This window comes from Streptomyces sp. NPDC101225 (assembly GCF_044767585.1).
In the GTDB taxonomy this organism is placed as follows: Bacteria; Actinomycetota; Actinomycetes; order Streptomycetales; family Streptomycetaceae; genus Streptomyces.
On record NZ_JBIWOE010000062.1, the window covers coordinates 1 to 26,327 of the forward strand.

A 26,327-nucleotide genomic window follows, 5' to 3' on the forward strand; every position below is an offset into this window, starting at 1 on the left:
CCCCAATGATCACGAAGCCCGTGCCTGCTCTGGTATGCACCCCAACCGGTCACGGCCCGACCAACCGCCCGACCCCGGAACTCGCCCAAGCCCTGGGTGTTGTCGGTGTCGGCAATGCGCGAAAGTGCCTCGCCGGGTTTACGAATCATCCACCGGTTGCCAATGCGCGTGCCGATCTCCATGGCTTGCGCATAGTGTTCGCGTGCCTGTGCGGGATCGCCGGAGTGCTCTGCGCATTTGGCGAGGTGATACAGGCTCCAGCCCGTGAGGCTGTCGTCGTCGGAGGCACGGCCGATCCGTAGAGCAGCTGTGTAGTGCTCCCGCTCCTGGGCACTGTCTTCTTGGTCATGTGCCAGCTCGGCCAGCAGATGGTGGGTCCAGCCTGCTGGTGAGTGGTACTGGTGCCGGTCTGCCACCGAAAGGGCCTGCTGCAGGAATTCTTTGGCTGGTGCCGCAGCTTTGCGGTGTACGTAATGGTATGCGCCAAAGTTGTACAGGGTCCAGGCTTTCAGGCGGGCGTCCGCTGTCTCGTCCGCGACGCGATCGGCCCGAGTGAAAAACTTGAATGCCATCTCGCGGTCTTCGCTTCGCCAGCGACAGGAGCCCAGGCCGTCCCAGGCCCAGCCTTCCTTGTGCCTGACGCGATGCTGTATGGCGAGGTCCAGAGCGGACCAGAAATGCTCCTCGGCTCGGTCGAGCAAGCCCTGTTCACGCTCGTCACGCGCCCGTTTCAGCAAGCTGTCGATCTCTGCCGGCGCTGAGTCAGCCGGAGGAGGGCCTTCAGTACCTTCCACTTCGGAGGCTGCTGCGGCGGACACGCTGCGACTGTCGTCTGCGGTGAGCAGCCGGAGCTGTTCAGCCGCGCGGGCCCGAACCGTCTCGTTCCCGACACGGTAGAGGCGGGCGAGTTGCTGCACGCCGCCGAGTCGGTCCGTGGCGATCGGGCTGCGTAGGGCGTGCTGCAGATACGGGGGAAGGGACCAGTTGGCGTTGCGGGCGATGACGATGCGGCCCTCTACGTTCTCCTGCTTCTTGGGCCGCTGCTGCGGCATCTCGGTGACGACCTTGTCGTGGACATAGGAGTACAGCTCATCGAGGGTGATATCGCCGTCGCCGTCGAGATCGGCGCTCCCGTCGCGCAGCCCCTGCACCAAATGCCCGGTAAAGACCGACCGTGCGGCACTGCCATGCAGCCGGTCGCCCTCGAAGGAGTACTGGGTGGCGTCGGAGGCGGTCAGCACAGTACGGCCGCGGCCCTTGAGCTGCTCCAGCGTGTGTACGTCGGTGCCGCCCTTGGCGATCTGGCCGGCTGGGAAGGCGCCGCTGTAGCAGCAGTCGAGGATCAGTACCTGCCGCCGCGACACGCAGGTGCTCATGGCCTGATCGATCCGGTCCGCGGCAAGGGAGGTGAACGTGAGGTTGGCCCGGAGGGTGTCGGTTGTGGCCAGGTGCAGCCGGCCCTCGTCGTCCTTGAGGCCATGCCCGGTGAAATACAGCAGGGCGAGGTCGTCATGGCCGCAGTCGTGGAAGAACTCACCGAGAGCCGCCCCGACCCGGTGGTGCGGTTCGTTCACGAGGATCCTCACCTTGAATCCGGCAATGTCCGGGGCGCTCAAGACTTCCGCCAGTGCCTCGGCGTCGTGACCTGGCGCGGTCAGCTGCCGCAGTCCCTCGTCCTGGTATGCGTAGGTGGCGATCAGCAAAGCCAGCCGGCGTCCCACGGCTACTCCTGGGCGCCTGCGCCATGGCGGCGCACGAACGCGGTGATCAGCTGTTGGCGTTCCTCGGCAGTCGCCCGCTCCAGCTCGAGCGTGTCCCCGTCGATGGTGACCGATATGCGATACCGGGCGGACTGCCGCCCGAGCCAGTCCTGCAACAGTCCAACCAGCGAGGGGAGTACTCCGCCCGAGGCGCTCGCGGCCAGGACGACGGCGCCCATGGTGACCGCGTCGCCCGTGCCCGCCTTTGCCCGTTCCGGTACTGCGCCCTCGGCAAGCATCCGCAACGAGTCGAGGTCGAGCCCGCGCATCTCGGCACGCAGTCGCCTCGCCAGCCGCTCACTGACCTCTGCGTCCGCGACGCCGTCCGGCGTCAGCCCCACCACCACGTCCACAGTTGCCGCCCCCGTCCTGCCATGCATCCACTGGTTCCACAGCACTGCTGCCAGTGTGGTGAGTTGAACCGCCGCGTGGGGATGTTTTCCGGAAGCCGGAAAGGCGGCCCGGACGGCAAAGGCTCCTGCACCTACCTCGAACTCGACCGCCGCGGCGCGGAGGTGCTCTTCCAGGTTCTGCCGGAGCGGGAGGAGAAGAACAGCGTCGCGATCGCCTCCAACGAGGCGTTCACCAAAGCGTACTTGTTCCGGTCGTGCGAGGTGCTGCCGAAATTTCGCGGTTCAACCGGCGGGCGCCGCTGTCACGGTTACGGCGTCGGGGATCAACGCGATCAGCTGTTGAGACCAGCAGTCCGACTGCTGGGTGGCGACCTCGGCTCCACACGCAGAACAGACAAGGTTGGGGCCATCCAGGCCATCAAGGCCGCAGCATCCGTTGAGGAGTCTGCGGTCAGGGTGCCTGACCACCCCTGAGAGGTCGTCGGGATTGAGGATGAACACGCCGGTGTGAGGGCTGATCGCGTACGACCCGTGCGGCATGAGGGATCGCAGAAACCTGTGGCCCGGGGAGTCCTCAGTGACAGGCGGCGGCATCGGCACTTCCCGGAGGCCGGGGCTGATTTGCTGCTGGCAGGTAACGCAGGATACGACCGTCATGGCCGCAATTCTGCGTGAGCCGCTGCTGGCTCCCATCGTTTCCGGCTCGGCTCCGCAACCGGGAGGCCCTCTCGTCGATGCGGTCGGCGAGGTAATTCAAGGTGGCTTGTGGGTCCATGCCGAAGGCTGCGGCGATGAGCTTGGCGTCCATGGTGTTCACGAGGTCGAGGCGGCGGGTGCTGCGGATCATCCGGGGCGGGTATCCGCAGTCGTCAAGGACGGGGGAGAGGAAGGCAGTTGAGGCCGGGCTTCGTTTCTTTGGCGACTTTCACGTGCGAGTCGGCCGTCGGCCATGCCTCGCGGTGAGCGAGGCAGCGTTGCAGCACCGTCCAGGGAGACGGGATGGGGTCGCTTGCCGAGCCGGGCCGCCGCGTCGACGTCGGTGATCTGCAACATACGGGCCTCGGTGCTGGAGGCACCGTGCAGCAGAGCGAGCATGCCGAGTAGGGCCTCGTGCGGGTGGACATGCTCGGCTGGTGGTCCAGCGGCGCAAGAACTCGCGCTGCTGGTCGAGGGCGAGAGTCCGGTCACGGAAGCCGTTGCGTTCCTTCACGACCAGAGTGCGGGTCGGGTCAATCAGCACGATGCGCTGAGAGCGGGCAAAGCGGATGAACTGTGCGTGCGCTTGGATGTTGGTGGCAGTCCCCTTCCTGGAATCCGGAGACGGTCTTGAGTTGTGGAGCGTCGCGGTCAGGCGCCTTGCGGGTGGAGGTCGAGTGCGATGTGCGGGGCGAGTGCGTGCAGGAAGTCCGGTGCGTCGAAGATCTCGCCGGCGGAGGCGACGCCGACGGTCTTGGTGCGGCCGGTCAGGACGCGTTCAAGGGCTTCGGCGACCAGGGGCGCGGTGACGGCGTAGATGTCCTGGCCGCTCGCCGTGGCCCGGCGTTCGGCTCCGCCGCGGCGTACGACGGCGTCGACGAGGAAGGTCTGGTTGGAGCGCCCGCTGTGGTCGGCGGCGGCCGGGGCCGGTGTGTCGGGGGCGGCGACGTCATGGACCGCCTCGGCGGTCATGTAGGTGGTCACGTCGGGGATGGACAGGTGCTGGGCAACGGTGACGACGTCCGCCATCGTGAACTCCCCGATCACCTCCCGCACTCCCACCGGATCCGGGAAGGTCCACCGAAGGGTGGGCGTCTCGTCGGTGCGTCGCTCCCACCGCCCGCCGCGGTAGCGCAGGCGGACGTCGCCGCGGCGCTCGCGGGAGACGGCACCGGACAGGCGGGTGCCGGCGGTGGGGTGCCAGCTGCTGAGCGCGTAGGCGATGTGGGCCTCGTCGGCTGCGGTCCAGTCGCCCACCGCTGCGGTGGCCAGCAGATCGCCGAGGCCGCCGAAGAAGGCCATGGCCGGGACGATCACCGCGCCCGCTTCCCGGGCCCGCTCGCGGTAGTGGGCGAAGGTGTCGAGGTTGGCTTCGAGCTCGGCGGCCACGTCCAGGTACGGGATCTTCGCACGGAGCGCGGCCTCGATCACGGGAGCGGTGGTCGTCGCGAACGGGCCCGCGCAGTTGATGACCGCCACCGTGCCCGCCAGAGCCCGGTCCAGCGACGCCGCATCCTCGGCCGTCGCCACCCGGGCCTCAAGGCCGTGCTCGGCGGCCAGTTTCTGCAGCGCCTGCGCGTTGCGCCCGGAGGCCACCGGGACGTATCCGCGCGCGGCCAGTTCCGCGACCACGAACCGCCCGGTGTGACCGTACGCGCCGAACACCGTCACCAGCTGACCCGACCCCATGAAACAGCTCCCGTGCCTGTGGACACCCGCCGCGGTGTCGATCCGCCGCAGCCTGACACCCACATCCTGTCCTCGCGGCAGCACCCTCCACGAGCGTCGGAAACGACATGGTACGTACAGTTTCGGACATGCCCTCTGTCGCGCTGGCCGTCGCCGACGGCATGCTCCACTACGAACTGTCCATGCCCGTAGAGATCTTCGGCTCCGACCTGACCCACATCGTGGACCCCTGGTACGACTTCTCCGTCTGCGGACCCGCCCCGGTGCGCTTCGACCGCTTCCTCCTGGAGCCCGACCACGGACTCGACCACCTCACGCACGCCGACACGGTGATCGTCCCCGGCTGGGCCGACACCGACCGCGAACCGCCCGCCGACCTCGTCGAGGCGGTACGTTCCGCCCACGAGGCCGGCGCCCGCGTGGCCTCCCTGTGCACGGGCGCCTTCATCCTGGGCGCGGCAGGACTCCTCGACGGCAGGCGCGCCACCACCCACTGGGCCCACACCCGGGAACTGGCCCGGCGCCACCCGGCGGCCACCGTCGACCCGGACGTCCTCTACGTCGACAACGGCGACGTCCTCACCTCCGCGGGCAAGGCCGCCGCCATGGACCTGTGCCTGCACCTGGTCCGCCTCGACCACGGCGCGGCCAACGCCAACAAGATCGCCCGCCGCCTGGTCGTCCCGCCCCACCGCGACGGCGGTCAGGCCCAGTTCATCGCCACCCCCGTCCCCGACCCGGGCAACCACCCCCTCCGCGAACTCTTTCCCTGGGCCCTGGAGCGACTGGACCAACCACTCACCGTGGAGGACCTGGCCCGCCAGGCCCGCATGAGCTCACGCCACCTCGCCCGACACTTCAAACACCTCACCGGCACCACACCGCTGCAGTGGCTCCACGCCCAGCGCATCCGCCACGCCCAGGAGCTCCTGGAAACCACCAACGCCACCGTCGACACCATCGCCACGATCACCGGCATGGGAACCGCCACCACCCTGCGCCGGCACTTCCACCGCAGCGTCGGCGTCCCGCCCGACACCTACCGCCGCACCTTCCGCCCTCAAGAACCAGTCCCCAGCCCGCGTCAGGGAAGCTGACACCCCACGGCCAGTAGCCATCGGCGGCCAGTTGGCTCCCCACCTGCCGGCCGCCGACGCACGATCTTGTCGGGGTGCGGCGGTCGGGCGTGGACAGCGGACCGATTCCGCCGTGCGTGGGATGTGGGGGACCGGCCGCGATCGTGGCTGAGGAACTGTGCGCACTGATCGAGCCATTGCCGCCACCTTGGCCGCAGAAAGCTCCCAGCCCCAAGCCGGTGGACGACCGGTTGTTCCTGCAGGGCATCCTGCACGTGCTCTACAGCGAGCCGGCCGCTGCTTCCGCTGCAACTGGGTTTCGGCTCCGGGCAGTTCTGCTGGCGTCGGCCGGGCCGGTGGCACGAGGCCGGCGTCTTCGAGGAGTTGCACCGTCTCCTGCTCGTCGAGTTGGACGCGGCCGACGCACGCGACTGGGCCCGGGCCTGTGTGGATGCCCCCTCGCCACATCCGCGCGAAGGGGGGGGCGAGGCCACCGGACCGTCGCCGGTCGAGCGCGGGAAGACGGGTGATCAGCACCGGCTGATCTGCGACGGCCATGGCACCTCGTTCAAGGTGATCACCGTCGCGGTCAACGTCAACGACGTCACCCAGCCTCTGGCTCTGGTCGACGGCGTCCTGCCGGTCGCCGGGAGACCCGGTCGACCCCGCCGCCGGCCCCGACGTCTTGCCCGGCGACAAGGGATAGGACGGCAGCCCCAACCGGCGCGAGCGGCGCAGGCGCCGGATCCTGGCAGTGATCTCCCGCAAGGGTGCCCCGAACATCGAGGGCCTGGGCAAGGTTCGCTACGTGGTCGAGCAGGCCTTCTCACTCCTGCACCACTTCGAACGCCTGGCCGTGCGCTCGCAACGACGCCTTGGCCTGGATGATCAAGCAGCGCCGGCAGGCCTCAACCCCGCTGCCGGTGCCGCCTGGTGGGCATGATGGACCGAGTGGCAATCGGCAGGTCTGTGGGAAGGTCTCGTCATGATCCACTGTCTGCGGTTCTTCTTCGAGGCCGGCGTGGACACCCCGCTGTGGCCGGAGGACATGGACAGCCCGTACGGCTACCCCTGTGATCTGGCGCGCCTGCCGATCAGTCCGGAGACACGGGCCGAACTGGCCAGGCTGAGCGAGTGGTATCAGTCGTCGATCGACTGGGACTATCCGCCGGATCCGTCACCGTGGTCCGATGAGGAACTCCACCAGTTCAAGCAGCGGGCGCATGCCGCATTGCAGGTCCTGCGCCGCGAGTTGGGCGCGGGGTGGATCGTCCGGGACGAGAGCCTGCTGTGAGAGGCGGTACGGTCCCGTGGACCTTGTGGGGGTATAGCCGAGGTGAGCCCGGAAGGGGACATGGGGTGATCCCGAAGTCGAACGGTCAGCGGTCGGGCTCGGTGAGCGGGGATCTGGCCGAAGTCCCGCGTTCGGGCGTAGGCGTCAGCGGTGCTGGCCAGCATGATTGTCGTCTGCCTGCCGTACGGCGGGGGGACTGCTGGTGCCCGAGCTGGGAACGGGAGTTCGCCGGTGATCCGGGAAGGGGCCGTTCGTGAGGAGCGGGTCCGTGAAGCGGCCTGAACGTGTTGCTGTCGTCGGAGTGGGGGTCATCGGGGCGAGTGTGGGCTGGAACCTGTCCCGGCACGGCGCCGAGGTGGTCTTCATCGACGCAGGCCGGCCGGGCGAAGGCGTCACCAGTTGGTCTTTCTCGTGGGTCAACGCGAGCAACAAGACCGCGCGCAAGTCCTACTTCGACCTGAACGTCGCGGGCATGGCAGCTCATCGTGAGCTTGCCGGGACCATCGGGCCGGACTCGTGGTGGTATCCCAGCGGCCACCTGCGGTGGGCAGACGATCCCGCAGCGGAGGCGAAGTTCCTGGAGACAGCCGAACTGCTGACCAGCTGGGACTACCGGGTCGAGACGTACACGGGGGCCGAGGTCCGCAGCCGCTTCGAACCTGCTCTCACGATGCCCGACGATGTACCGGTCCTGTTCTACCCCGACGAAGCCTGGGTGCACGGACGCCATCTTGTCGGTCGCCTGGTCGGCCAGGCCGCCGCATCCGCTGCCGAGCTCCGGTCGGGCAGCACGGTATGCGACATCGGCACCGGTGCCGATGGAAGCATCCGGTCGGTTGCTCTGTCCGATGGGAGCCGTCTCGACGTCGACATCGTCGTGAACGCGGCGGGCCCCGGCGCATCCCACGTCGCCGGGCTCGTCGCACGGCGCCTGCCGATGCGCCGGGAACCGGGCGTCGTCACCAGGATCGACTGTGCCCAGGTCCCCGTTCACCGGGCCATGCACGCGCCTCACATCGAGATCCGTCCTGCCGGAGACACCTCGGTCGTCCTCCACAGCCGCGAGATCGACGCACTCATCGACGCAGGCGAAGAACCAGGCCAACTCGCACGGCTGCTCCACGAATCGGCGCGCCACGTCGTCCCCGAGCTCGGCAACTCCCGCATCGCAGAGACACGAATCGTCGACCGGCCCGTCCCTGCCGACGGATGGCCCTCGGTGGGAGCGGTGCCGTCCGTGCCGGGCTACTACGAGGCCGTTTCCCACAGTGGGATCACGCTTGGACCGGTGATCGGCCGACTGCTGGCTTGGGAGATCCTCAGCGGGAAGAGAGACGAGCTGCTCGCGGACTTCCGCCCCGAGCGGTTCTCCTCGTGACAGCCCGGGCCGGCGCCACACGGCCGCAACCGGGCGGGTGCGGCCCGCGCGGTCCCGGGCACCGTCGGCGTGACGACGATGAGATGGAGAGTGGTCGGGCAGCCGCCGCCATCACGGTCGCGGTGGTCGATGCCCGTGTCGGCCGGCGTGTCGGCTTTCGGGTGAGACGGCGCGTGAAGCTTCCCCTTGAGTGTGGACGCCTCGACGCCGTGCTGGACGCTGGGAAGTTCCCGGCCGGCTCCGCGGTCGCTGCCCCGGAGACGGTCGAGGCCCAGTCTGCGGCGCTCCTGCTGCACGGGCCCGTGCCCCGGCTCTGCCGCCCCGGCCCAGCAGGCACTGGCTGAGGACTCCTCCCTGTTGCCCGCCGAGGCCGGCCGCGACCGCGGTGCCCGGTCCCGGGTCAGGGCCGGACCGTGTCCACGCCCAGGCCGTCAAGGAGTGCCAGGGCCGCTCGGTGGGCCTGCTCGTCGCGGGAGGCCGACGAGGTGCGGGCGGGCCGGCCCCGCGTGTCGAGGTAGAGCCCGGTCCGGCCCTCCAACTCGGCCGACGCCGCCGCCGTGAGCGTGGAGAGGGCTGCCGTGTCCGCGCTGCGCCGGGCCGGACCGAGCCGGTAGTACAGCGCCCAGCCGGCACGCATCGCGGGCGGCAGGAAGGTACGGTCCATCGAACGGGTCATGCTCGTGTCCGCGGGCCCCGGGTCGACGGCGGTCACCGTCACCGGGCTGTTTCTCAGCTCCCGGGCGAGTGCGAAGCCCGCCATCAGGGCGATCAGCTTGCTGCGGGCGTACGCGGTCATCGCGACGTACGGCGCCGCCTCCGCCTGGGGGTCACCGAGCGCGTCGGCGGCCCGCCGGATCATCTTGTGGGCGGAGGAGCTGACCAGTACGACCCGGGAGGAACGGCCCGCCTCCGCGCTCTCGGCCAGGCGGCCGTGGAGCAGCCGGGTCAGCAGGACCGGCGCGACCGCGTTGACGGCGAGGTTCTCCTCCAGACCGTCCGGGGTCGTCCGCCGTGTGCCGTTGTTGACACCGGCGTTGTTGACCAGCATGTGCAGTCGGGGGGCGTCGGCAAGGACCTCGTCGGCGAGGCGCCGGACGTCGTCGAGTACACCGAGGTCGGCGATCCGCAGCCGGACGGTGCCGGGCGCGACGCCGGCAGCCTCGGCGATCCTCCGTACCGCCTCCCGTCCGCGCTCCGGGTCCCGGCCCGTGACGGTGACCTCGGCCCCGCGACGGGCCATGCCGACGGCGGTGCTCATGCCGATGCCGCCGGTACCGCCGGTGATCAGGGCGACCCGTCCGGCCAGTGAACGGTCGGGAACTCTCGTGTCCACGGCCGCCCCCTTTCCGTGTGTTGGTTGGGATGCATCAGGTACAGGAAGCACATTCGATGCACTGACTGCATTCGATGCATCGAGTGCACTGCGTGGATGCTAGGCCCCAACCCGCACGGAGTGCAATGTCTGTATGATCTGCATCAACCGCATCCAGTGCAGTCGATGCATCAAAGGGGCTAGGGTGGGGGCATGGACCAGCGACCCACGCTCCGCGAACGCGAGCGACAGCGACGGCACCTGCTCATCGCCGACACCGCACTCCAGCTGTTCGCCGAACGCGGCTACGAGAACACGACCGTGCACGACATCGCCGCCGCCGTCGGCATGGCGCCCCGGACGTTCTTCCTGCACTTCCCCGGCAAGGACGACGTGCTGTTCGACCTGGACGTCCGGCGCTGCGCCGATCTCGCCGCCCGGCTGGCCGGCCGCCCCGCGGGAACCGGTGCGCTCGACACCGCGGAACAGGTCGTCCACGGCTGGATCACCGAACGCGGGCCGGAGACCGAGCAGTTGCTCGCCCGGATCATCAGCGGCTCACCCTCGCTCGCCGCCCGGGCCTGCCTCCAGAAGTCTCGCTACCAGGAACTGCTGACCGCCGCCCTCCACACCGACCTCGGCTCCGGCCCGGAGGACCCGCGCCCCGCCATGGCCTCCGCAGCCGCCTTCGCAGGCTGGGAACACGCAGGCCGCCTCCACGCCCGCGGCGAGGCGGTGGCAGCCGACCTGCCCGGACTGCTCACCCGCGCAACTGCCACGGCTTCTGCCGTGCTCGCCCGCACGGCCTGACCGGCGCACCGTCACCCTGCGGGCGCCGACAACCACCTCGCGGACGACCGGACCTCGGCCACGGCCGCCACCGATCTCTCTCCGGGCAGGCACCGCACCCCCGGCGGACCCGGCAGGGTGGGGCGGGCGGGTCCGCACGGTCAACGGTCCTGTCTCACCTTCGGTGGTGACGGAGCGTCGGCTGTCCGAGGAGGACGCGGCGGCGAAGCAGGGTGAAGCCTGCTCGTCCGTGCGTCCGGCACGCGATCCGCGTCGGGCGTGCCGCGGATGCGGGGGAAGGGGCCGGTTGGCGTGTCAGCCGGCCAGTGCCTCGGCGAAGGCGCCGTTCTTCTGCTCCACACCGCTGCAGTCGGTCTGTGCGGTCGTCGTCGAGGTGCCGTCAGCGCACTGCCGATCGCGGTAGGTGGCCCACATCGACACCCAGGCCAGGCCCTTGTCCTCGGCGAAGGTACGTACGTCGGCCGCGTCGGAGAGTGTGAACGTCTCGCCCGCGACGTCATTGACACCGATCATCGACGTGAGGGCGAGGGCGTGCCAGGCGTTTGAGGGGGAGAGGGCGAACACGTCCTTGAGCTGGTCGTGGGTGGCCTTGGCCGCGGAGATCGCGTAGTCGCTCATGTCTCCGGTGTACGAGGTGCCGTAGTCCATCGCCATGATGTTGACGGTGGAGACCGTGACGGCTTTGGTGTGCGCCGAGTCGAGCACGGCGAGGCCGCCGTCACCGATTCCGTCGGGCGTGACGGCGAGCGTGAAGGACACCTTCAGATCGGTGCGCTTCTTCTGGAGGATCGCTATCGCCTGGGAGCGCAGGTCGATCGAGGCGGAGTCGGTCAGTGCGCCACCTTCTAGGTCGAAGTCGGCCTGCGTCGCGCCCGCCGCGTCCAGTGCCTTCGCGTATGCCTCGGCCAGCGTGGCGGCGCTGTGGCAGGTCTGGGCCAGTTCCGTCCCGTTCGCTCCGCCGAAGGAGACGCGGACCTCGGCGCCGGACTTCTTGAGTGAGGCGATCCTCGACCGCACGGCCGAGTTGCTGATCGGGTAGGTGCCGCTCCACTTCGGGGCGCAGCTGCTGCCGTTCGACAGCACGAATGCCAGGTTGTACGTCGACGGTGAGCCGGCCGCATCGGTGTCCGAGGCGGTGGTGGCGCTGACGTACGGCTCGAGCGGGGTCGAGGATGTGCTCGACGAAGGCAGGGAGGGGGCGGCCTTTGCCGCTTCGTCCGTGGCGGTGGTGGAGTCGTCCCCGCCGGAGGAGCAGCCCGCGCACGCCAGTGCCATCGCGCAGATGAGTCCGACAGCCGGCTTCAGGGAACGCCTCATGCTCGTGCACTCGCTCTCGTCAGGTCTGTCCCGGGGCCTGTGGGCGGCTCGGGATGACCATGAATTCATATTTGTCTGTGGCAGGAGGATAGCGATCACACAGCGCAGTCGAATGCGCAGAGGCCGGTGCGGGGCGTTGGCCGGCCATTCCAGCCGGAGTTCGTAGCCCCCGCCGGCTGTCGGTTCGGGGGTGGCGGTTCCGCCGTGCAGTTTCGCCCGCCGGCGCAGACCGACGAGGCTGTGGCGGGCTCCGGGCAGCGGGAACGCGTGCCGGTCGCCGACGTGTGCGCACAGCCGCTTGACCGCTGCGGCTGCATCGGTCGTACTCAGGTCGAGATGGACCCGGTTCTTGGCCCGCTTGTCCTCGGCCACCAGCTGAAAGAAGATGCGGGGCGACCTGCCGTCCGGGCCAACGAGCAGGACGGTGGGGTCGTCCTCCGGGTCGTTGATACCCGAGGAACGCAGCCGGGTCAGCTCCTCCTCGTCGTACGGAGCGATGTCGTAGTCGTCCAGGGCCTGCGCCCAGAAGCGGGCGGATGACGCCGGATGAGGGCTGTCGAAGACGATGTCCTTGATGGATGCCACAGGACTCCCTTCAGGAACGGATGACCTCAGCGGAGTGAATCGAGCGTCTCTGGTGAGTAACTGGCAGGAAGAGCAGATCAGTTGACCTTGCTCTGGCCGCGCTGAGCTTGAGGCGTTCGACGAGCTGGCCGCGTTCGAAACGGGCCCCGGCGCGGGCTGAGAGACGCGCGCTGAAGCAACGTCGGGGGCCGGCGGAACGGTCTCGAACGAGCGCCGGCTGATCATCTGGCTGACACGGCGTCAACTGCGTGGCAGGGTCGGCGGTGATCGATTCGGCAGGCGGAGGGGGCTTTCGTGGAGGCAGGGCTGTGGGACGCACTGGTCGGTGTGGTGAAGGAGGCGTACACCGCCGGGCTGGGCGAGGGCACGGTGCCGCGTCCGCTCATCATGCCGCTGGTGCGCGGTGAGCTGGTGGGGATGATCTGGGTCCGCCCTCTCAAGGCCGGTGAGGACGCGCTGGTCGGGATCGCGCAACTCGCGAACATCGCCGCTGCCGCCCGCGCGGACGAGGTCGTCCTCGCGTGGGAGACCCACGACGTCGCCACCGCCTGCGAGTTGCCCATTGTCGGTCCGGCCCCGTGCCTGAACATGGTTCTCGCCGCCCCGGGCGAGCACGTGCTGCACCAATTCCCCTACACCGAGCAGGTCCTGTCCCGCAGTTCTGGGGGCTGGGGGTCGGTCGCCCCCGACTGGAGGCCGGCCCCCGCGCCGCAGCCCGGCGGCGAGCTCGTGCCGCCCATTCAGGCCGCGGTGAACTACGCCTTCACTCCCCTCGAGCTGAACCACCCCGACCCGTTCGGCGTCACCGTCGTGCTGATGGAAGAGGACGGCTACCGCGTGAGCCTCACGGAAGCCTTCGACCGCTGAGGCCGGCATGTCACCGCGCGATCTTGACAGATGACGGCGTGTCACCCGCTTGTCCGTCAACCGATCGGGGCGGGTGCTGTACCGGCTGCGTCCCGCAGCGGCGTTCGGTCCGGTCAGGCCAGGCCGAGGCTGCCGAGCGCGGTGGTCCAGTCGGTGACGATGGCTCGCTGTGCTTCGGCGAGCGACACCTTGCCGGCGCAGACTGCGGTGTGCAGCTTGGTCTCCATCGGGTCCTTCTTGTTGTTCACCCCGGCGCCCTTCTTGTGACCGGGGTCGGCAGGTTCCACCCACAGGTTGCGGTAGTCGTTGGGGGTCTCCACCCAGCTGCAGGCTGATCAAGTGGTTGTACTCAGCATCCGACATGCGGCCGGTGAAGCCTTACGAGGCGGCGTTGAGCCGCTTCTCCTTGCCTGTCACGTACGTGGAGGGGCGCACACCGGAGGTGTAGCCGCCCTTGCGGCAGATCGTCGACTGCAGATTCGCCTGGGTCACCGCCGGGGAGATCGCGCCCGGTGTGCATTTCGGGTCCTCCAGAGGCTCCCCACGCTCGTAGCGGAAGTGGCAGCTGCCCGCGGCCGGCTGCTGCTGCACCGTGTAGTGCTTCTGCGGACCCGCCCCCACCGCGATCGCCCGCCCCGCACCGGCCGGCGCCGCCGTGCCCGATGCACCCGCCACCGGGCTGCGGCTCTCGGACGACGTCGACGTACCGAGCGAGACGGACCTACAGCCCGCCAGTAGCAGGCAGGCGAGCACCACGGTGGATGCGCCGCGGCGGGTGGAATGCATGATGACCCCTCACGGGCAGGCGACGGCTGAGCAGATGCTGCCCTACCGGGCCTGCTCGACACCGCGCGGGGTGCCGCGGGAAGGGGCACGCGGCTGGCCCGGCGCGGGATTGGCGTCAACGGTCTGAACTGGGGGCTGGCACAAATTCCGTGAAGCGTGCACGGTGAGTAATCGATCAGGGGTGGCAGTCCCCGACTGGCTGGGTTCCGACGCCATGAGCGGACCGGTATTGGTGATCGAGTTGGCGCCCTGCGGATGGCGTCCCTCGTCGTGGTGTACGGGATCAGCGGCCGGGAGTGCGCGGGCGTATGCCCGGGGCGCACTTCCACGGGTGACTACAGCTCCCTGAACAGGAGGCGGGCCACCGAGTAACTCTCCTTGGTGAACGCCCAGTTCAACCACGAGGAGTGCCCGATGGCCCTGTCCCAGTCCGACCTGATACGGCTCGTTGAGTCACTACGCTCGACCGACGGAATCGAGCTCATCCGCGCCATCGCCGAGCGGATGGTGCAGGAGCTGATCGAGGCCGAGGCAAGTGCCCACATCGGCGCGGAGTGGAACGAGCACACGCCGACCCGGACCAACGTCCGCAACGGACACCGCGACAAGGTGCTCACCACGCCGGCCGGCGATCTGGACCTGGAGATCCCCAAGGTCCGCACCGGCAGCTTCTTCCCGTCGCTGCTGGAACGGCGGCGCCGGATCGACCAGGCCCTCTACGCCGTCATCATGGAGGCATACGTGCACGGCGTGTCCACCCGCAGCGTCGATGACCTGGTCAAAGCCCTCGGCGGGGACAGCGGCATCTCCAAGTCCGAGGTCTCCCGGATCTGCGCGGCCCTGGACGAACCCCTGACCGCGTTCCACCGTTCGCTACACAGACCCAGGACTGGGAGGAACTGCGCGAGACGGCCGCCGCGGTCAAACGCCACACCCTCCGCCACCTCGAGCATCATCTCCTCCGCCTCGAGAAGGCCGTGACCGCCGCAGGCGGAGTCGTCCACTGGGCGGCGGACGCCGCCGAGGCCAACCGCATCGTGACCGACCTCGTGAAGGCGACCGGCGAGGACGAGGTCGTCAAGGTCAAGTCGATGGCGACCCAGGAGATCGGTCTCAACGAGGCGCTCGCGGACGCGGGCATCCGCGCCTATGAGACCGATCTCGCCGAACTCATCGTGCAGTTGGGCGGTGACCGCCCCTCGCACATCCTGGTACCGGCCATCCACCGCGGCCGCTCCGAGATCCGGGAGATCTTCCGGCGGGAGATGAGGGAGTGGGGCAGACCGGCTCCCGACGGACTCACCGACGAGCCCCGCGATCTGGCCGAGGCGGCCCGGCTGCATCTGAGGGACAAGTTCCTGCGGGCCAAGGTCGCCGTCTCCGGGGCCAACTTCGCGGCAGCCGACACCGGAACGGTCGTGGTCGTGGAGTCGGAGGGCAACGGGCGGATGTGCCTGACCCTGCCCGAGACGCTGATCACCGTCATGGGCATCGAGAAGGTGCTGCCGTCCTTCGCCGACCTGGACGTCTTCCTCCAACTGCTGCCGCGCTCGTCCACCGGAGAGCGGATGAACCCGTACACCTCGCTGTGGACGGGCGTCACGGAGGACGACGGACCCCGCGCCTTCCATCTGGTCCTCCTCGACAACGGCCGCACCGCGACCCTGGCCGACGAGGTCGGGCGCCAGGCCCTGTCGTGCATCCGCTGCTCCGCCTGCCTGAACGTCTGCCCGGTCTACGAGCGCACCGGCGGTCACGCCTACGGCTCGGTGTATCCCGGCCCGATCGGCGCCGTCCTCACCCCACAACTCGTCGGCGTCGAGAACGCGGCCTCGCTGCCCTTCGCCTCGACCCTGTGCGGCGCCTGCCCGGTGAAAATCAACATTCCCGAGGTGCTGGTCCACCTGAGGGCCCAGGCGGTGGAGACCAAACGCCGCGACCGGCTGCTGCCCACCGCCGAGGCGCTCGCCATGAAAGCTGCGGGCGCCGTCCTGTCCTCCCCCAGGCGGCTGGCGGCAGCCCAGAAGCTCGCCGCCCTCGGCGCCCGGCTGCTGGCCCGCAACGGCCGGATCGGCGCCCTGCCGGGCCCGCTCGCCCGCTGGTCCGGCAGCCGTGACACGCCCGCCCCGCCCCCGGAGTCGCTGCGCGCCTGGTGGCGCCGTACGAGAACACCCACGAGTGAAGACAGCCCTGCTGCGGCGGGACGGAAGGGACGACGGTGAACGGCCGCGAGAGCGTCCTGCGCGCGATCCGGGGAGCGCTGTCCGGTGTTCCCGGATCCGAGCGTCCCGATGACCCGCCACCTGCGCACGGCCGCCGCGCCGAGCACACGGGAGAGGACATCGTGGGGCTGTTCGCCGAACGGGCCGCCGAGTACCGCGCCACGACGGTCCGCGTTCGGACGTCCGGTGCCGCGGCGGCCGTCGCCCGCGCCCTTGCCCGTACCGGAGCACGGTCCCTGGTGGTGCCGCCCGGGCTTCCCGACGACTTGGTACCCAAGGGACCCTGGTCGCCGCTGGCGGACGTCCCGCCGCTGACCGTCGGACAGCTCGACGCGGCCGACGCCGTCATCACCACGGTCACCGCGGCCATCGCCGTCACCGGCACGGTGATCCTCGACCATGGTGCGGGCCAGGGACGGCGGGCCCTGACCCTTCTCCCTGACCAGCACATCTGCCTGGTCAGGGCCGATCAGATCACACCCGATGTGCCCGAGGCGCTTCGCCGCCTCGACCCGTCCCGGCCGCTGACACTGATCTCGGGCCCGTCGGCGACCAGCGACATTGAACTGGACCGGGTGGAGGGCGTGCACGGGCCCAGGACCCTCGACATCGTCGTAGTGGATGACAGGTAACCGCAGCGCGAGGATCCCAGGGGTGCAGCACGGTCGGACGGCTGTGCTGCACCCCTTCCCTGGTCGTGGACATCCCCGGAAGGCGAGGCCGGGGAGATGGAACGGACGGCCGGCGCACGTCGACCCAGCCCCTGGCCGAAAGGGCGCCGGACGGAACACACGGTTCCACGATGATGTGCCAGAGACGGTCGAGCCCGATGCGGATGCCGCGAGGGCCGTTGCTGCAGGCATATCCGCAGGGACTCAGCCCCATTATTCACCCGATCTATTTTCTGATCCCGCCTTATGGATAGGCGACCTGGCCTCGCGATTTGAGTGAACTTGCAGATTTGATCTGGTGCTTTCGTCGAACCCCTAGACAGATCATGGCTTGGTGCCCGTTAATACATCCGATGTCACTGAGGCGAACGCACACGGTGAGTCGGTGCCGCAGGTTCCAGCGGAGCACTGTTCAACAGCCCGACTGACATCCATGCCCCGGTACCCAGGCAGAGCTCTTGTGCCGTTGGGGACGTCGTCACCCGCAATCAGTCCACAGGAGTGAGCATGGCCCCAGGAAGAATCACTCGCCGTACGTTCCTCGGCGCGGTCGGTGCGGCGACCGCCGCGACCGCCCTCCCGCTCGTCCCCGGCTTCTCAGGTTTGCTGTCGCAGGCCGCCGCCGCGGACACGCAGACCAACCTGAGCAAGATGGTCGACATGCGGTTCGGCATGTTCAACCACTTCAGTATGGGCACGTTCACGGACCAGGAGTGGGCCGAACCCAACCAGAGCCCCACCCTCTTCGCTCCGCCGAGCGTCAACTGCGGGCAGTGGGCCGACGCGGCGGCTGCCGCGAAGATGAACTACGGCATCCTGACCACCAAGCACCACGACGGCTTCGCCCTGTGGCCGAGCGCCTTCGGCACCCAGAACGTCGCGAACAGCTCCTACAAGCAGGACGTCGTGAAGGCGTACTGCGACGCCTTCCGGGCGAAAGGGCTGAAGGTCGGGTTCTACTACTCGATCTGGGACCGCACCTTCGGCGTCGAGGCGTGGGAGAGCCGGCACAAGGTGACCGGGCTCGAAATCACCGATGCCATCCAGCCCGGCGACATGACGTTCATCCTGGGGCAGATCACCGAGCTGCTCACCAACTACGGCACCATCGATATGTTCATGACTGACGGTTACGCATGGCAGATGGGCCAGCAGGCCGTCTCCTACCAGCGGATCCGTTCGCTGGTGAAGCAGTTGCAGCCGGACTGCGTCATGATCGACATCGGCGGGATGTCGGAGCCCTTCCTGAGCGACGCGATCTTCTTCGAGGAGCCGCTCGGTGTCACGGCGCCGACGGGCAACACCTACGCCGGAATGCAGGGCCAGACCATCAGCAACGGCTGGTTCTGGCACCCCTCCACGCCGACCGAGAGCCTCATGAGCAAGGACGCGATCCTGTCGCATCTGGCCGACCTGGAACCGAAGTACACCTCGTTCATCCTGAACTGCCCGCCCAATCGCAACGGGCTGCTGGACACCAACGTCGTCAACCGGCTGGCCGAGGTCGGCGCGGTGTGGAGCCCCGACGCCTCCCGGCCGGCCCTGCCCACCCAACTGCTGCGCGCCGAGCATCCCGTCACCCCGGTCAGCGCGTACGCGACCGCCTTCCGCACCGGCGAGGGACCGCTCAACGCCATCGACGGACTGAGCGACGTCCGCTACGAGACCTGCTGGTCGACCTGGGGACTGTCCCCGGCTCTGCCCCACTCGCTCACCATCGACCTGGGCGGTGTGTGGAGCAACGTCTCCACCCTGGAGTACCTGCCCAAGCAGTGGAACCGCACCGACTCCACCGACGGCGACATCACCTCGTACACCATCCTGACCAGCACCGACGGCACGAACTTCACCCAGGTCGCCACCGGTACCTGGGCCGGCAACCGCAAGACCAAGGTGGTCGAGTGGCCCGCCAGGAACGTGGGCTTCGTACGAATCCAGGTGAACGCGGCCACCGGCGGCTACGCCAATGTCGGCGGCGTCCGGATCGGAGGCCGAACGGCCAAGCCTGCCCTTGTCTCGAGCGTCCTGCCGGGCGACGGCACCGTGTACCGGCTGGTCAACCGCAACAGCGGCGAGGTCGCTGACGTGAGCGGGAACGGAACAGCCAACGGCACCAACATCCTCCAGTGGCCCTGGCTGAACCGGAACAACCAGAAGTGGACCTTCGCCTCCACCGGCGACGGCTACTACGAGATCAAGGGCGTCAGCAGCGGCAAGCTCATGGAAGTGGCCGGGCTCTCCCGCGACGACGGCGGCAATGTGGCCATCTACGCGGACTCCGACGTCCCCCAGCAGCACTGGGCCGTCACGCCCACCGGTGACGGGTACTACTTCCTCATCAACCGCTACAGCGGACTCTGCCTCGCCGTCGACGAGGGCAGCACCGCCGACGGAGCCAACATCGAGCAGCAGCCGTACGCGTCGCTGACGCGGCAGCAGTGGCAGATCATCACCTCCTGACTCTGCCATCCGCGGGGCGGGGCGCTTGGCTCCCCGCCCCCTGACACGCGCGATGATTCGTCCCACCAGATCGTGACTTGCTGGGGGCGACGAGAACGGGGCGGGGGAAGCTGTGGGACGACGGCGTCGCCGGGGCACAGGACTTCGATCCAGTCTTCGCAACGGGAGGGGCTGATCAGGCCGGATAGTCCGTGTAGCCGGTTTCGCCGCCCACGTATATCAGGTACTTGTCGCGGACTGCGTTGAGCGGAGCTCCGGTGCGCAAGCGGTGCACGAGGCCAGGGTTGGCCAGGAAGGGGCGGCCCACTGCGACGAGGTCGGCGCCCGCGGCGAGCATCGCCTCGGCGGCGGCCCTGCCGCCGTCAGCAGGAAACTGGCCGGCGGGCAGGAACGGGTTGCCGATGAGGGTGCCGGTCCACAGCTTGCGGAGGTCCTGCCAGACAGCGGAAGCGGAGTCGGCGAAGCCGACGTGCAGGTAGGCCAGTCCGCGGTCGGCGAGGACCGAGGCGAGTTCGCGGTAGAGCACGCCGGTTTCCTCGCCCTCGTCGATGCCGTTGACGGTGTTGCCGGGCGAGATCCGCAGCCCGGTCCGCTCGGCCCCGATCTCAGCGGCGACCGCTTCGACGACCTCGACGGTGAATCGGATGCGGTTCTCGATGTCGCCGCCGTAGGCGTCGGTCCGGTGGTTGGTGTTGGGGGCGAGGAACTGGTGGAGGAGGTAGCCGTTGGCGCTGTGTACCTCGACGCCGGCGAAGCCCGCCTCGATCGCCTTGCGCGCGGCGGCGGCGAAGTCGGCGATCGTGGCCCGGATGTCGTCGCCGGTCATCTGGCGCGGGGTGACGGCCCCCTGCTTACCGGCGGCGGTGTGGATCGGCTCGGGCAGGGCGATCGGGGACGGCGCCAGGGGGGTCCGGCCGCTGGTGTCGGGGTGGCCGATCCGGCCGCCGTGCTGGATCTGCAGGAACATCGGCCCGCCGCCGGCTTCGCGCACGGCCTCGGTGATCCGGCGCCAGCTGGTCACGTGGCGCCGCGGTGGATCGCGGTGATGTTCGGGTAGGTCTGGCCTACCACGTTCGGGGTGGCGGCCTCGGCGACGATAAGGCCGGCGTCGGCACGCTGGGCGTAGATACGTCGCCATCAGCTCGGTCGGAACACCGTCGGCGGTAGCCCTGTTGCGTGTCATGGGCGCCATGACCAGGCGATTCGCCAGGTCCAGGGAGCCGAGGCGAACGGGAGCGAAGAGGCCCGGGATGTCCGTGGTGTCCATGCTGTTCGTCATGCCGCTACGCTAAAACGTGACACTATGTCAGATTCAAGCCGGGAGAGTGTGAGGCGCGTCATGCGGATCGGGGAACTGGCCCGTCGCGCCGGGGTGAGCGTGCGCTCGCTGCGCTACTACGAGCAGCAGGGCCTGCTGAGCGCGGAGCGCACCCCCGGTGGCCATCGCGAGTACGCCGAGTACGCCGTCGACCGCGTCGCCCGGATCCAGGCCCTGTACGCGGCGGGCCTGTGCAGCTCGAAGATCGCCCAGTTCCTGCCCTGTATCCGGGACACAGACGGAACCCCCGCCCCGGCGACAGACGGGAAACTGGTCGCCGACCTCCTGGCCGAGCGCGAACGCCTCGACCGCACCATCGAGGACCTGCACTGCTCCCGCACCGCCCTCGACAATGTCATTGCCGCCGCCTAGGCATCGACAGGAACGGGCCCCTCACCCCGCTAAACCGGTCGCACAGTTGGAGCGGGAGAGTCTTCCGGGAATGTCGCCGGCCCGGGCCTGGCTCAGGCGGGTGGCGGCGGCATGGACGGCCTTGGTGCCAGCCATCGCCGACCGCACACGTCAGCCCCGCCGCCCTTCGCCTCGCCATACGGAAGGCAAGAGCCCGACCGGCGAGCCTTGCGGGCTGAAGCCTTGAGTGCGTCGGTTGCCGTGACGGAGGTCAGGCTCTGGTGTCGGCGATCTTGTCCCCGTTGAGGTCGGCGCTGCGGATCCCGGGCGAGTTCGGCATTCCCTCACGGCACCCCTGACCGGGGACCGCAGGCGGGAGAGGGCTGGCTCCTGCGGGGGACAGGGCGTCCAGGACGAGTACGACATAGCGTCGCCAGCCCTGGTCTGCAGGGTCGGTGCTCCACAGCACGCTGATGAGCATCCCCATGATCCGGTGCATGTCGTCGGGGACGATGTCGGCTCGGATGAGACCGGCCTGTTGTCCCCTTCGGGTGAGCAGGATCAGTGAGTCGAGAAACGGGGCGGTGACCTCGGCGGTGAGTGCGCCGGAGTTGTCCGCGGCGGTCAGGGTGTTGTGCTCGCGGGCGGCCATGGCCAGGGTGGCCTCCAGCAGGGAGGTCAGACCGCGCCTGGGGTCGTCGTCGCTCATCGCCTGTTCGATGGCCGGGGTGAGCTGTTCGGCGACGGCCTGTTCAAGGGCGGCCCGGACCAGCTGTTCCTTGTTGGGGAAATGGCGGTAGAGCGTCGCGATGCCCACGCCTGCGGCGCGCGCGATGTCCTCCAGCATCGCGTCGGGGCCGCGTTCGGCATACACCTCCCGCGCGGCTCGCCGGATCCTTTCGGAGTTGCGCGCGGCGACGGCCTGGCTGCGTCGTGGAGCACCGGTGGTCATGAGGGAAGAGTAGCGGCGATAGTTGACTATTGCCACGGCATGGGGTTCCCTGTGACACGTCGCCGAGAGTCAGCTATCACCGACTCCGGTGTGCTGTGACGTGCTCCTCGCTGGCGACGTCACGCCTGTCCTGCCGCCGTCCGACAAGTCCCAAGGAGCCCTGCGGCCGCGCATCGCCCAGGGAGGAGAGCCCGATGCAAGTGGAAGCCGAGGAGACCACATGCGTCGCCTCGGCGTAGCCGCCCTTGATGTCTTCGACCAGCGCGACGAGGACGGCATGGTGCTGCTCGCCGCGGCGCCGGCACCGGATCTGCACGACGCCGTCCGCGAGTCGGCCGTGATCTGCCGGCCGCTGCCCGGCGATCGCACTCAACTCTCACTCGCATCCGTCGACTTGGAGACCTGACCCCGTGACGAAGACTCTCGGAATCATCGGTGCCGGCATGATCGGCGGCACGCTCGCTCGACTCGGCGTCGCCGCCGGCCTGCACGTGATCCTGAGCAACTCCCGCGGCCCCGAGAGCCTCACCGACCTAGGGCGTGTATCGAAAGCGGATCGCGGGACTTGGTGCCTCGAGACGGGTCAGGTGGTTTCGTCGTGTCGTCGGGCGCCTGCAGCCAGAAGCATGGCGATCGTTTCGGGGTAGGGCCCGGTCATCGCCCATTCGAGCGGGGACCGGCCCGTGCCGTGGTCTTCGCGGAGATTGGGGTCGGCGCCGTGGGTAAGGAGTGCACGGACCGTCTCTGTATGGCCCCAGCATGCGGCCGCGCACAGGGGCGTGCCTTCCGCGCCACGTCCGCTCTCGGTGTCGGGCAAGGCTCCGGCTGCCAGCAGACACAGGACGTTGTCGGCGGCTCCGGTGACTGATGCCGCGTAGAGAGGCGTGGTGCCCTCGGTATTGCTGGCCTCCGGGCAGGCCCCGGCTCGCAGCAGAGCGTTGATCTGGGTGCTGTCGCCGAATGTCGCCGCCTCGACGAGGCGCTTGGACAGTTTCTTCTGCCGTCGTCTGTTCACGAACGCTCAGGCTAGCCTCGAGGTGAGCGAGGGGCTCGGTCACAGCCACTCGTTGATGGCTGCAACCAGGACGGTCGCCTCGTAGCGGACCGCGAGTTTGTCGTACCGCGTGGCCACGGCGCGGTGTCTTTTGAGGCGATTGATGCCACACTCGACCGCGTGCCGGGCCTTGTAGTCCTCGGGATCGAATTTCGGCGGACGACCGCCGCGCGAGCCGCGGTTCTTGCGGTTGCGGGCCTGATCGGCCTTGTCCGGGATCGTGCAGAAGATGCCGCGCCGCCGCAGGTAGGCGCGGTTCTTGCGGGAGGCGTACGCCCTGTCGGCGCGCACCCGCCGCGGCCTGGTGCGCGGCCTACCCGGCCCCAGTCGGGGCACCCGGACCCGACGCAAAACGGCTTCGAACTGCGGGGAGTCCCCGCGCTGCCCGGCGGTGACCACGATGGACATAGGCTTTAGGCTCCGGTGACCTGGCGAGATGTATCCATCACGGCCTTTTGGATCACAGCGTCCGTGCGGATGGCGTACCTGTCTTCGAAGATGCCGGGCTTGTTCCACATGAAGGCCGAAGGCCCTTCGCCGGCACGGAGCGCCTGCACGACGTTCTGTGCGGCCTTTTCAAGGCTATTGGCCAGCAATGGCGCGGTCAGCGCGACATAGGCCCTGATGAACCAGGGGGCCTGGTCGAAGATGCCGGTGCGGACGAGCCCGGGGGTTACGCAGCCGGCGAAGATCTTCGGATGGGTCTTGGTGAGATGGTCCGCGTAGTACATGCACGCGCCGTTGACCTGAGAGACCGCCGTCCGGAAATTGAACCGTTCGAAATACGGGAACAGTTCCGGGCTGAGTTTGGGAACCTTGCTCAGATTTGCCGTGAGCATGACGACCTTGGGGTGCTCTGCCAGGAGCAGCTTCGGGACGAGCAGCTGTGTCAGGTGGTAGCGGCTGAGGTAGCTCAGGGCGAAGAAGAGCGGGAGGCCATCGACGGTCCTGGTGTCGCTCGTGTCGAACACGGCTGCCGAGTGCAGCAGCCCGTCGATGCGATCGGTCAGTTCATCTACCCGGCGCGCCGCGTCCCGGACGCCGTCGTGGGTCGAAAGGTCCACGGGGAGGAAACTCGCCCGGTCGCGAGCCGGACCGAATGATTTCAGAGCCGTCTCACCCTTCAGCTCGTCTCGCCCCAGGAGGACGACGCGATGGCCTGCGGCCAGAAGTTCACGAGCCGCTTGGAGCCCTATGCCGCTGTTTCCGCCGGCAATGACAAATGTCTTCATGATCCAGTGACCTCCGCGGCGCGCATGGGGACGGCGACACCCGAGTTGAGTTGACGTCAGAGTCTGACGCCTTAAGTGTCAGACTCTGACGTTACCCTGTGTTAGGGGCTGGCGCAAGCTGTTAGGATCCACCCATGCCTAGAAGTGGGGAAGACGCACGTCGGCGCCTTCAGGAAGCCGCAGTTGAACTGTTCCTGGCGAACGGCTTCGACCAGACGCCCGTGGAAGCGATCGCTGCACATGCTGGTGTCACCGAGCGCACCTTCTACCGCCACTTCGCCGACAAGCGCGAGATGCTCTTCGACGGAGAGAGCGAACTACGCGACCGGCTCGTTCAGGCCGTTGCGGCCGTTCCGCACGGCATGAAACCGCTGCCCACCCTGCGCGCCGCCTTTCATGAAACGGTGCCTCTGTTCGAACGCAACCGCCCACTCACCGAGCCCGGCGCCCGGCTCATCGCCCAAACCCCGGCTCTCCAGGAACGCTCTCTGGCCAAGCGGGCCCTTTTGGTCGAAGCCTTGACCGATGCCCTCAAGGCCCGAGGCATCGATGCCCGCACGGCTCCCTTGTGCGCGCAGGTCGCCATGGACACCTTCGCCGTGGCCACTCACCGGTGGATGCAGGAACCGTCCGTTCCCCTCCACGACCAACTCGACCAAGCCTTCCGAGAACTACGCCTGGCCTGCGCCGCTCTCAAATAGCCTCCCGGGCCCTGCGGTCCGTGTGGCACGGTGCGCCGTCGGCCGACGGGGCCGGGCGAGTGCGGGGCCGATATGGAACCGGGATCGTCATCGCGTGCGGCTTCGGGCACGCCGGGCCTCCGGACAGTCGTACGAACGAGGCGCCGATGATCCTGAGCGGGCCGGAATGCCGCGACCGGGCCACCGACCGCTATCCGACCGAACGCGGGGTCAGCATTCGCCCGCGGTTCACCGGCCCGCCAAGCAGCGCCGTGATCCGCGTAGGGGTATCGGTCGTCGTCCGGTGAGGAGGGGTGGTGGTGGACCTGTCCGTCGTCCGCCACCTCGTACAGATCAATCCGGTGAGTCGGTCGGGCTTGTAGAAGTGCGGTACTGGCGGGTTGTGCCGGATCTCCCGGTACTGGGCCACTGGGCGCGGGGCCGGCTGGTGGAGGTCCGGTTGATCCGGCTGCCGTGGCAGCCGTTGAGCAGCACTGCCTCTCAGGTACCCCATGTCCTGGCGTGCTCGCACAGGTAGTCGACGAGTTCGGGCGGTTGGAGTTCGAGCGCTGTCACGGCAGAGGCGTGCCGCGCGACCCGGACCGGCGAGAAGTCGCCGGTATCGGGGTCGTCCGGCTCCGGACCACCACGACGGCTCAGGTCCATGTCCAGCAGCTCGGCACGGAAGTAGTGCCGCACGACGGTGACCTGTCCGCCCGGCTCGGTCAGGGTCAGGAACTCGGTGGCAGGGCCGATCGTGGCGCCGAGCTCTTCCATGACTTCGCGGCGCAGGGCCGATTCGAGGTCGGCGTCGTAGGGTTCGACGCCTCCTCCGACTGTCGTGCAGTAGGGCAGGCAGCCCGGCCATTGTCGGCGCAGGAAGACCAGTTGATCGTCATCCAGCAGGACCGCGCGAACATTGTGACGGACCCTCATGCCCACGACGATAGTGCGCTCGGCCGGCCAGGAGGTCCGAACCGGGCCCAATGGACTCCGAACCCGTCATCGCGGCCGGTGATCGCCGGTCTGCTCGGATCGACGACGGAACTCGACGGCCGGCTGAGACCGGAGGGGGTGCGGTCGTGTCCCTCGTCGTGGTGTTGGGGATCAATTGGTGGGCGTGTTCGGGGTGTTGGGTAGTGCGGGGGCGCTTTCGGGGAGTTCGCGGTAGATCTCGCTCATGCTGCCTTCGGGGAGGTAGCGGCGGGGGAAGGCGATCCACTCGTCGTGCATCTCGAAGAGCACGGCGGTGACCAGCCGGATGAGCGCGTCGGCGTTGGGAAAGACCTGGACGACGTCGATCCGGCGCTTGATCTCCCGGTTCACCCGAACGCATGGTGCCGTGAACTGCGTGCACCCGAGCTCTTCTGTATCCTCGCCTCCCCTGCAGACGAGTTGGTCCTCAGTAGGTGTTTTTCTTCTTGGAGCTGACCAGTCCGGACTGTTGCCGGAGATCCGGATGCC

Annotated in this window: 24 protein-coding genes and 5 pseudogenes; 15 read left to right on the plus strand and 14 right to left on the minus strand. The window is 68.6% G+C overall.

The annotated features are described in order from the left end of the window. Both ACIRPX_RS42765 and ACIRPX_RS42770 read right to left on the minus strand, forming a co-directional pair. Window positions 1–1,721, minus strand: a 1,721-nt coding sequence (locus ACIRPX_RS42765; RefSeq protein WP_404205531.1) for a tetratricopeptide repeat protein, incomplete at its 3' end; no start/stop codon positions are given. 2 nt (window positions 1,722–1,723) lie between these two features. Continuing rightward, entirely contained in the window at window positions 1,724–2,158 is a 435-nt protein-coding gene (locus ACIRPX_RS42770; RefSeq protein WP_404205532.1) for a hypothetical protein, read from the minus strand. Window positions 2,159–2,245: 87 nt separating this feature from the next. On the opposite strand from ACIRPX_RS42770, the pseudogene ACIRPX_RS42775 reads away from it, so the two are divergent. Further along, window positions 2,246–2,347 (plus strand): annotated as a pseudogene (locus tag ACIRPX_RS42775) (AAA family ATPase); the annotation flags it as partial. Between the two features lie 340 nt (window positions 2,348–2,687). Here the strand turns inward: ACIRPX_RS42775 and ACIRPX_RS42780 are convergent. Both ACIRPX_RS42780 and ACIRPX_RS42785 read right to left on the minus strand, forming a co-directional pair. Beyond that, window positions 2,688–2,960: a hypothetical protein gene (locus tag ACIRPX_RS42780; RefSeq protein ID WP_404205533.1), complete on the minus strand. Its 273-nt coding sequence runs from the start codon at window positions 2,958–2,960 to the stop codon at window positions 2,688–2,690. A gap of 500 nt (window positions 2,961–3,460) precedes the next feature. Continuing rightward, window positions 3,461–4,498, minus strand: a complete 1,038-nt coding sequence (locus tag ACIRPX_RS42785) for a saccharopine dehydrogenase family protein (RefSeq protein ID WP_404205534.1) — start codon at window positions 4,496–4,498, stop codon at window positions 3,461–3,463. A gap of 128 nt (window positions 4,499–4,626) precedes the next feature. Between ACIRPX_RS42785 and ACIRPX_RS42790 the strand changes: the two genes are divergently transcribed. The 4 genes from ACIRPX_RS42790 (at window position 4,627) to ACIRPX_RS42805 (ending at window position 8,246) form a co-directional block, all read left to right on the plus strand. After that, window positions 4,627–5,595, plus strand: coding sequence for a GlxA family transcriptional regulator (locus ACIRPX_RS42790; RefSeq protein WP_404205535.1), 969 nt, complete (start codon window positions 4,627–4,629; stop codon window positions 5,593–5,595). Window positions 5,596–6,328: 733 nt separating this feature from the next. Beyond that, window positions 6,329–6,517, plus strand: coding sequence for a hypothetical protein (locus ACIRPX_RS42795; protein ID WP_404205536.1), 189 nt, complete (start codon window positions 6,329–6,331; stop codon window positions 6,515–6,517). A gap of 42 nt (window positions 6,518–6,559) precedes the next feature. After that, window positions 6,560–6,868 (plus strand): hypothetical protein, encoded by a 309-nt coding sequence (locus ACIRPX_RS42800; RefSeq protein ID WP_404205537.1) that lies wholly within the window; start codon window positions 6,560–6,562, stop codon window positions 6,866–6,868. A 268-nt stretch (window positions 6,869–7,136) separates the two neighbouring features. Next, the gene (locus tag ACIRPX_RS42805) at window positions 7,137–8,246 is read left to right on the plus strand and encodes an NAD(P)/FAD-dependent oxidoreductase (protein WP_404205538.1); all 1,110 of its coding nucleotides are present in this window, start codon (window positions 7,137–7,139) and stop codon (window positions 8,244–8,246) included. A gap of 400 nt (window positions 8,247–8,646) precedes the next feature. On the opposite strand, the gene ACIRPX_RS42810 is transcribed toward ACIRPX_RS42805, so the two are convergent. After that, window positions 8,647–9,579, minus strand: a complete 933-nt coding sequence (locus ACIRPX_RS42810; RefSeq protein WP_404205539.1) for an SDR family NAD(P)-dependent oxidoreductase — start codon at window positions 9,577–9,579, stop codon at window positions 8,647–8,649. Window positions 9,580–9,771: 192 nt separating this feature from the next. On the opposite strand from ACIRPX_RS42810, the gene ACIRPX_RS42815 reads away from it, so the two are divergent. Beyond that, window positions 9,772–10,368 (plus strand): TetR/AcrR family transcriptional regulator, encoded by a 597-nt coding sequence (locus ACIRPX_RS42815; RefSeq protein ID WP_404205540.1) that lies wholly within the window; start codon window positions 9,772–9,774, stop codon window positions 10,366–10,368. A 294-nt stretch (window positions 10,369–10,662) separates the two neighbouring features. Here the strand turns inward: ACIRPX_RS42815 and ACIRPX_RS42820 are convergent, their stop codons facing one another. Continuing rightward, the gene (locus ACIRPX_RS42820; protein WP_404205541.1) at window positions 10,663–12,270 is read right to left on the minus strand and encodes a VOC family protein; all 1,608 of its coding nucleotides are present in this window, start codon (window positions 12,268–12,270) and stop codon (window positions 10,663–10,665) included. Window positions 12,271–12,564: 294 nt separating this feature from the next. On the opposite strand from ACIRPX_RS42820, the gene ACIRPX_RS42825 reads away from it, so the two are divergent. After that, entirely contained in the window at window positions 12,565–13,137 is a 573-nt protein-coding gene (locus ACIRPX_RS42825) for a hypothetical protein (RefSeq protein ID WP_404205542.1), read from the plus strand. Window positions 13,138–13,250: 113 nt separating this feature from the next. On the opposite strand, the pseudogene ACIRPX_RS42830 reads toward ACIRPX_RS42825, so the two are convergent. Next, window positions 13,251–13,923: pseudogene (locus ACIRPX_RS42830) on the minus strand (hypothetical protein). Between the two features lie 414 nt (window positions 13,924–14,337). On the opposite strand from ACIRPX_RS42830, the pseudogene ACIRPX_RS42835 reads away from it, so the two are divergent. The 4 genes and pseudogenes from ACIRPX_RS42835 to ACIRPX_RS42850 form a co-directional block, all read left to right on the plus strand. Continuing rightward, window positions 14,338–14,787: pseudogene (locus tag ACIRPX_RS42835) on the plus strand (transposase); the annotation flags it as partial. 17 nt (window positions 14,788–14,804) lie between these two features. Beyond that, window positions 14,805–16,145: pseudogene (locus ACIRPX_RS42840) on the plus strand (lactate utilization protein B); the annotation flags it as partial. Then, entirely contained in the window at window positions 16,142–16,777 is a 636-nt protein-coding gene (locus ACIRPX_RS42845) for a lactate utilization protein C (protein ID WP_404205544.1), read from the plus strand. The pseudogene ACIRPX_RS42840 and the gene ACIRPX_RS42845, both read left to right, overlap by 4 nt. Window positions 16,778–17,323: 546 nt before the next feature. After that, the gene (locus tag ACIRPX_RS42850; RefSeq protein ID WP_404205545.1) at window positions 17,324–19,276 is read left to right on the plus strand and encodes an alpha-L-fucosidase; all 1,953 of its coding nucleotides are present in this window, start codon (window positions 17,324–17,326) and stop codon (window positions 19,274–19,276) included. 175 nt (window positions 19,277–19,451) lie between these two features. Here ACIRPX_RS42850 and ACIRPX_RS42855 read toward each other — a convergent pair whose 3' ends face one another. Continuing rightward, window positions 19,452–20,555, minus strand: coding sequence for an alkene reductase (locus ACIRPX_RS42855; protein ID WP_404205546.1), 1,104 nt, complete (start codon window positions 20,553–20,555; stop codon window positions 19,452–19,454). Window positions 20,556–20,615: 60 nt separating this feature from the next. On the opposite strand from ACIRPX_RS42855, the gene ACIRPX_RS42860 reads away from it, so the two are divergent. Then, a complete protein-coding gene (locus ACIRPX_RS42860) occupies window positions 20,616–20,966 on the plus strand; it encodes a MerR family transcriptional regulator (protein WP_404205547.1) in 351 nt (116 codons plus the stop codon). 250 nt (window positions 20,967–21,216) lie between these two features. On the opposite strand, the gene ACIRPX_RS42865 is transcribed toward ACIRPX_RS42860, so the two are convergent. Continuing rightward, entirely contained in the window at window positions 21,217–21,897 is a 681-nt protein-coding gene (locus ACIRPX_RS42865; protein ID WP_404205548.1) for a TetR/AcrR family transcriptional regulator, read from the minus strand. Between the two features lie 220 nt (window positions 21,898–22,117). Between ACIRPX_RS42865 and ACIRPX_RS42870 the strand changes: the two genes are divergently transcribed. Beyond that, window positions 22,118–22,303, plus strand: coding sequence for a hypothetical protein (locus ACIRPX_RS42870; protein WP_404205549.1), 186 nt, complete (start codon window positions 22,118–22,120; stop codon window positions 22,301–22,303). 4 nt (window positions 22,304–22,307) lie between these two features. Further along, a complete protein-coding gene (locus ACIRPX_RS42875; RefSeq protein ID WP_404205550.1) occupies window positions 22,308–22,544 on the plus strand; it encodes an NAD(P)-binding domain-containing protein in 237 nt (78 codons plus the stop codon). On the opposite strand, the gene ACIRPX_RS42880 is transcribed toward ACIRPX_RS42875, so the two are convergent. Genes ACIRPX_RS42880 through ACIRPX_RS42890 form a run of 3 tightly spaced genes read right to left on the minus strand, consistent with a single transcriptional unit; the run spans window position 22,481 to window position 24,183 of the window. Beyond that, on the minus strand, window positions 22,481–22,912 hold the full coding sequence (locus tag ACIRPX_RS42880; protein ID WP_404205551.1) for an ankyrin repeat domain-containing protein: 432 nt from the start codon (window positions 22,910–22,912) through the stop codon (window positions 22,481–22,483). The two genes, ACIRPX_RS42875 and ACIRPX_RS42880, sit on opposite strands and share 64 nt — an antisense overlap. 39 nt (window positions 22,913–22,951) lie before the next feature. Next, window positions 22,952–23,359, minus strand: coding sequence for a transposase (locus ACIRPX_RS42885; protein WP_404205552.1), 408 nt, complete (start codon window positions 23,357–23,359; stop codon window positions 22,952–22,954). Between the two features lie 5 nt (window positions 23,360–23,364). Then, window positions 23,365–24,183 carry an SDR family NAD(P)-dependent oxidoreductase gene (locus ACIRPX_RS42890; RefSeq protein ID WP_404205553.1) on the minus strand — a complete coding sequence of 273 codons (819 nt, stop codon included), beginning with the start codon at window positions 24,181–24,183 and terminating at the stop codon, window positions 23,365–23,367. Between the two features lie 134 nt (window positions 24,184–24,317). On the opposite strand from ACIRPX_RS42890, the gene ACIRPX_RS42895 reads away from it, so the two are divergent. Further along, window positions 24,318–24,884 (plus strand): TetR/AcrR family transcriptional regulator, encoded by a 567-nt coding sequence (locus ACIRPX_RS42895; RefSeq protein WP_404205554.1) that lies wholly within the window; start codon window positions 24,318–24,320, stop codon window positions 24,882–24,884. Between the two features lie 480 nt (window positions 24,885–25,364). Here ACIRPX_RS42895 and ACIRPX_RS42900 read toward each other — a convergent pair whose 3' ends face one another. Both ACIRPX_RS42900 and ACIRPX_RS42905 read right to left on the minus strand, forming a co-directional pair. Further along, entirely contained in the window at window positions 25,365–25,799 is a 435-nt protein-coding gene (locus tag ACIRPX_RS42900) for an NUDIX domain-containing protein (RefSeq protein WP_404205555.1), read from the minus strand. A 171-nt stretch (window positions 25,800–25,970) separates the two neighbouring features. Next, window positions 25,971–26,201, minus strand: a pseudogene (locus ACIRPX_RS42905) (transposase); the annotation flags it as partial. Between the last annotated feature and the right edge of the window lie 126 nt (window positions 26,202–26,327).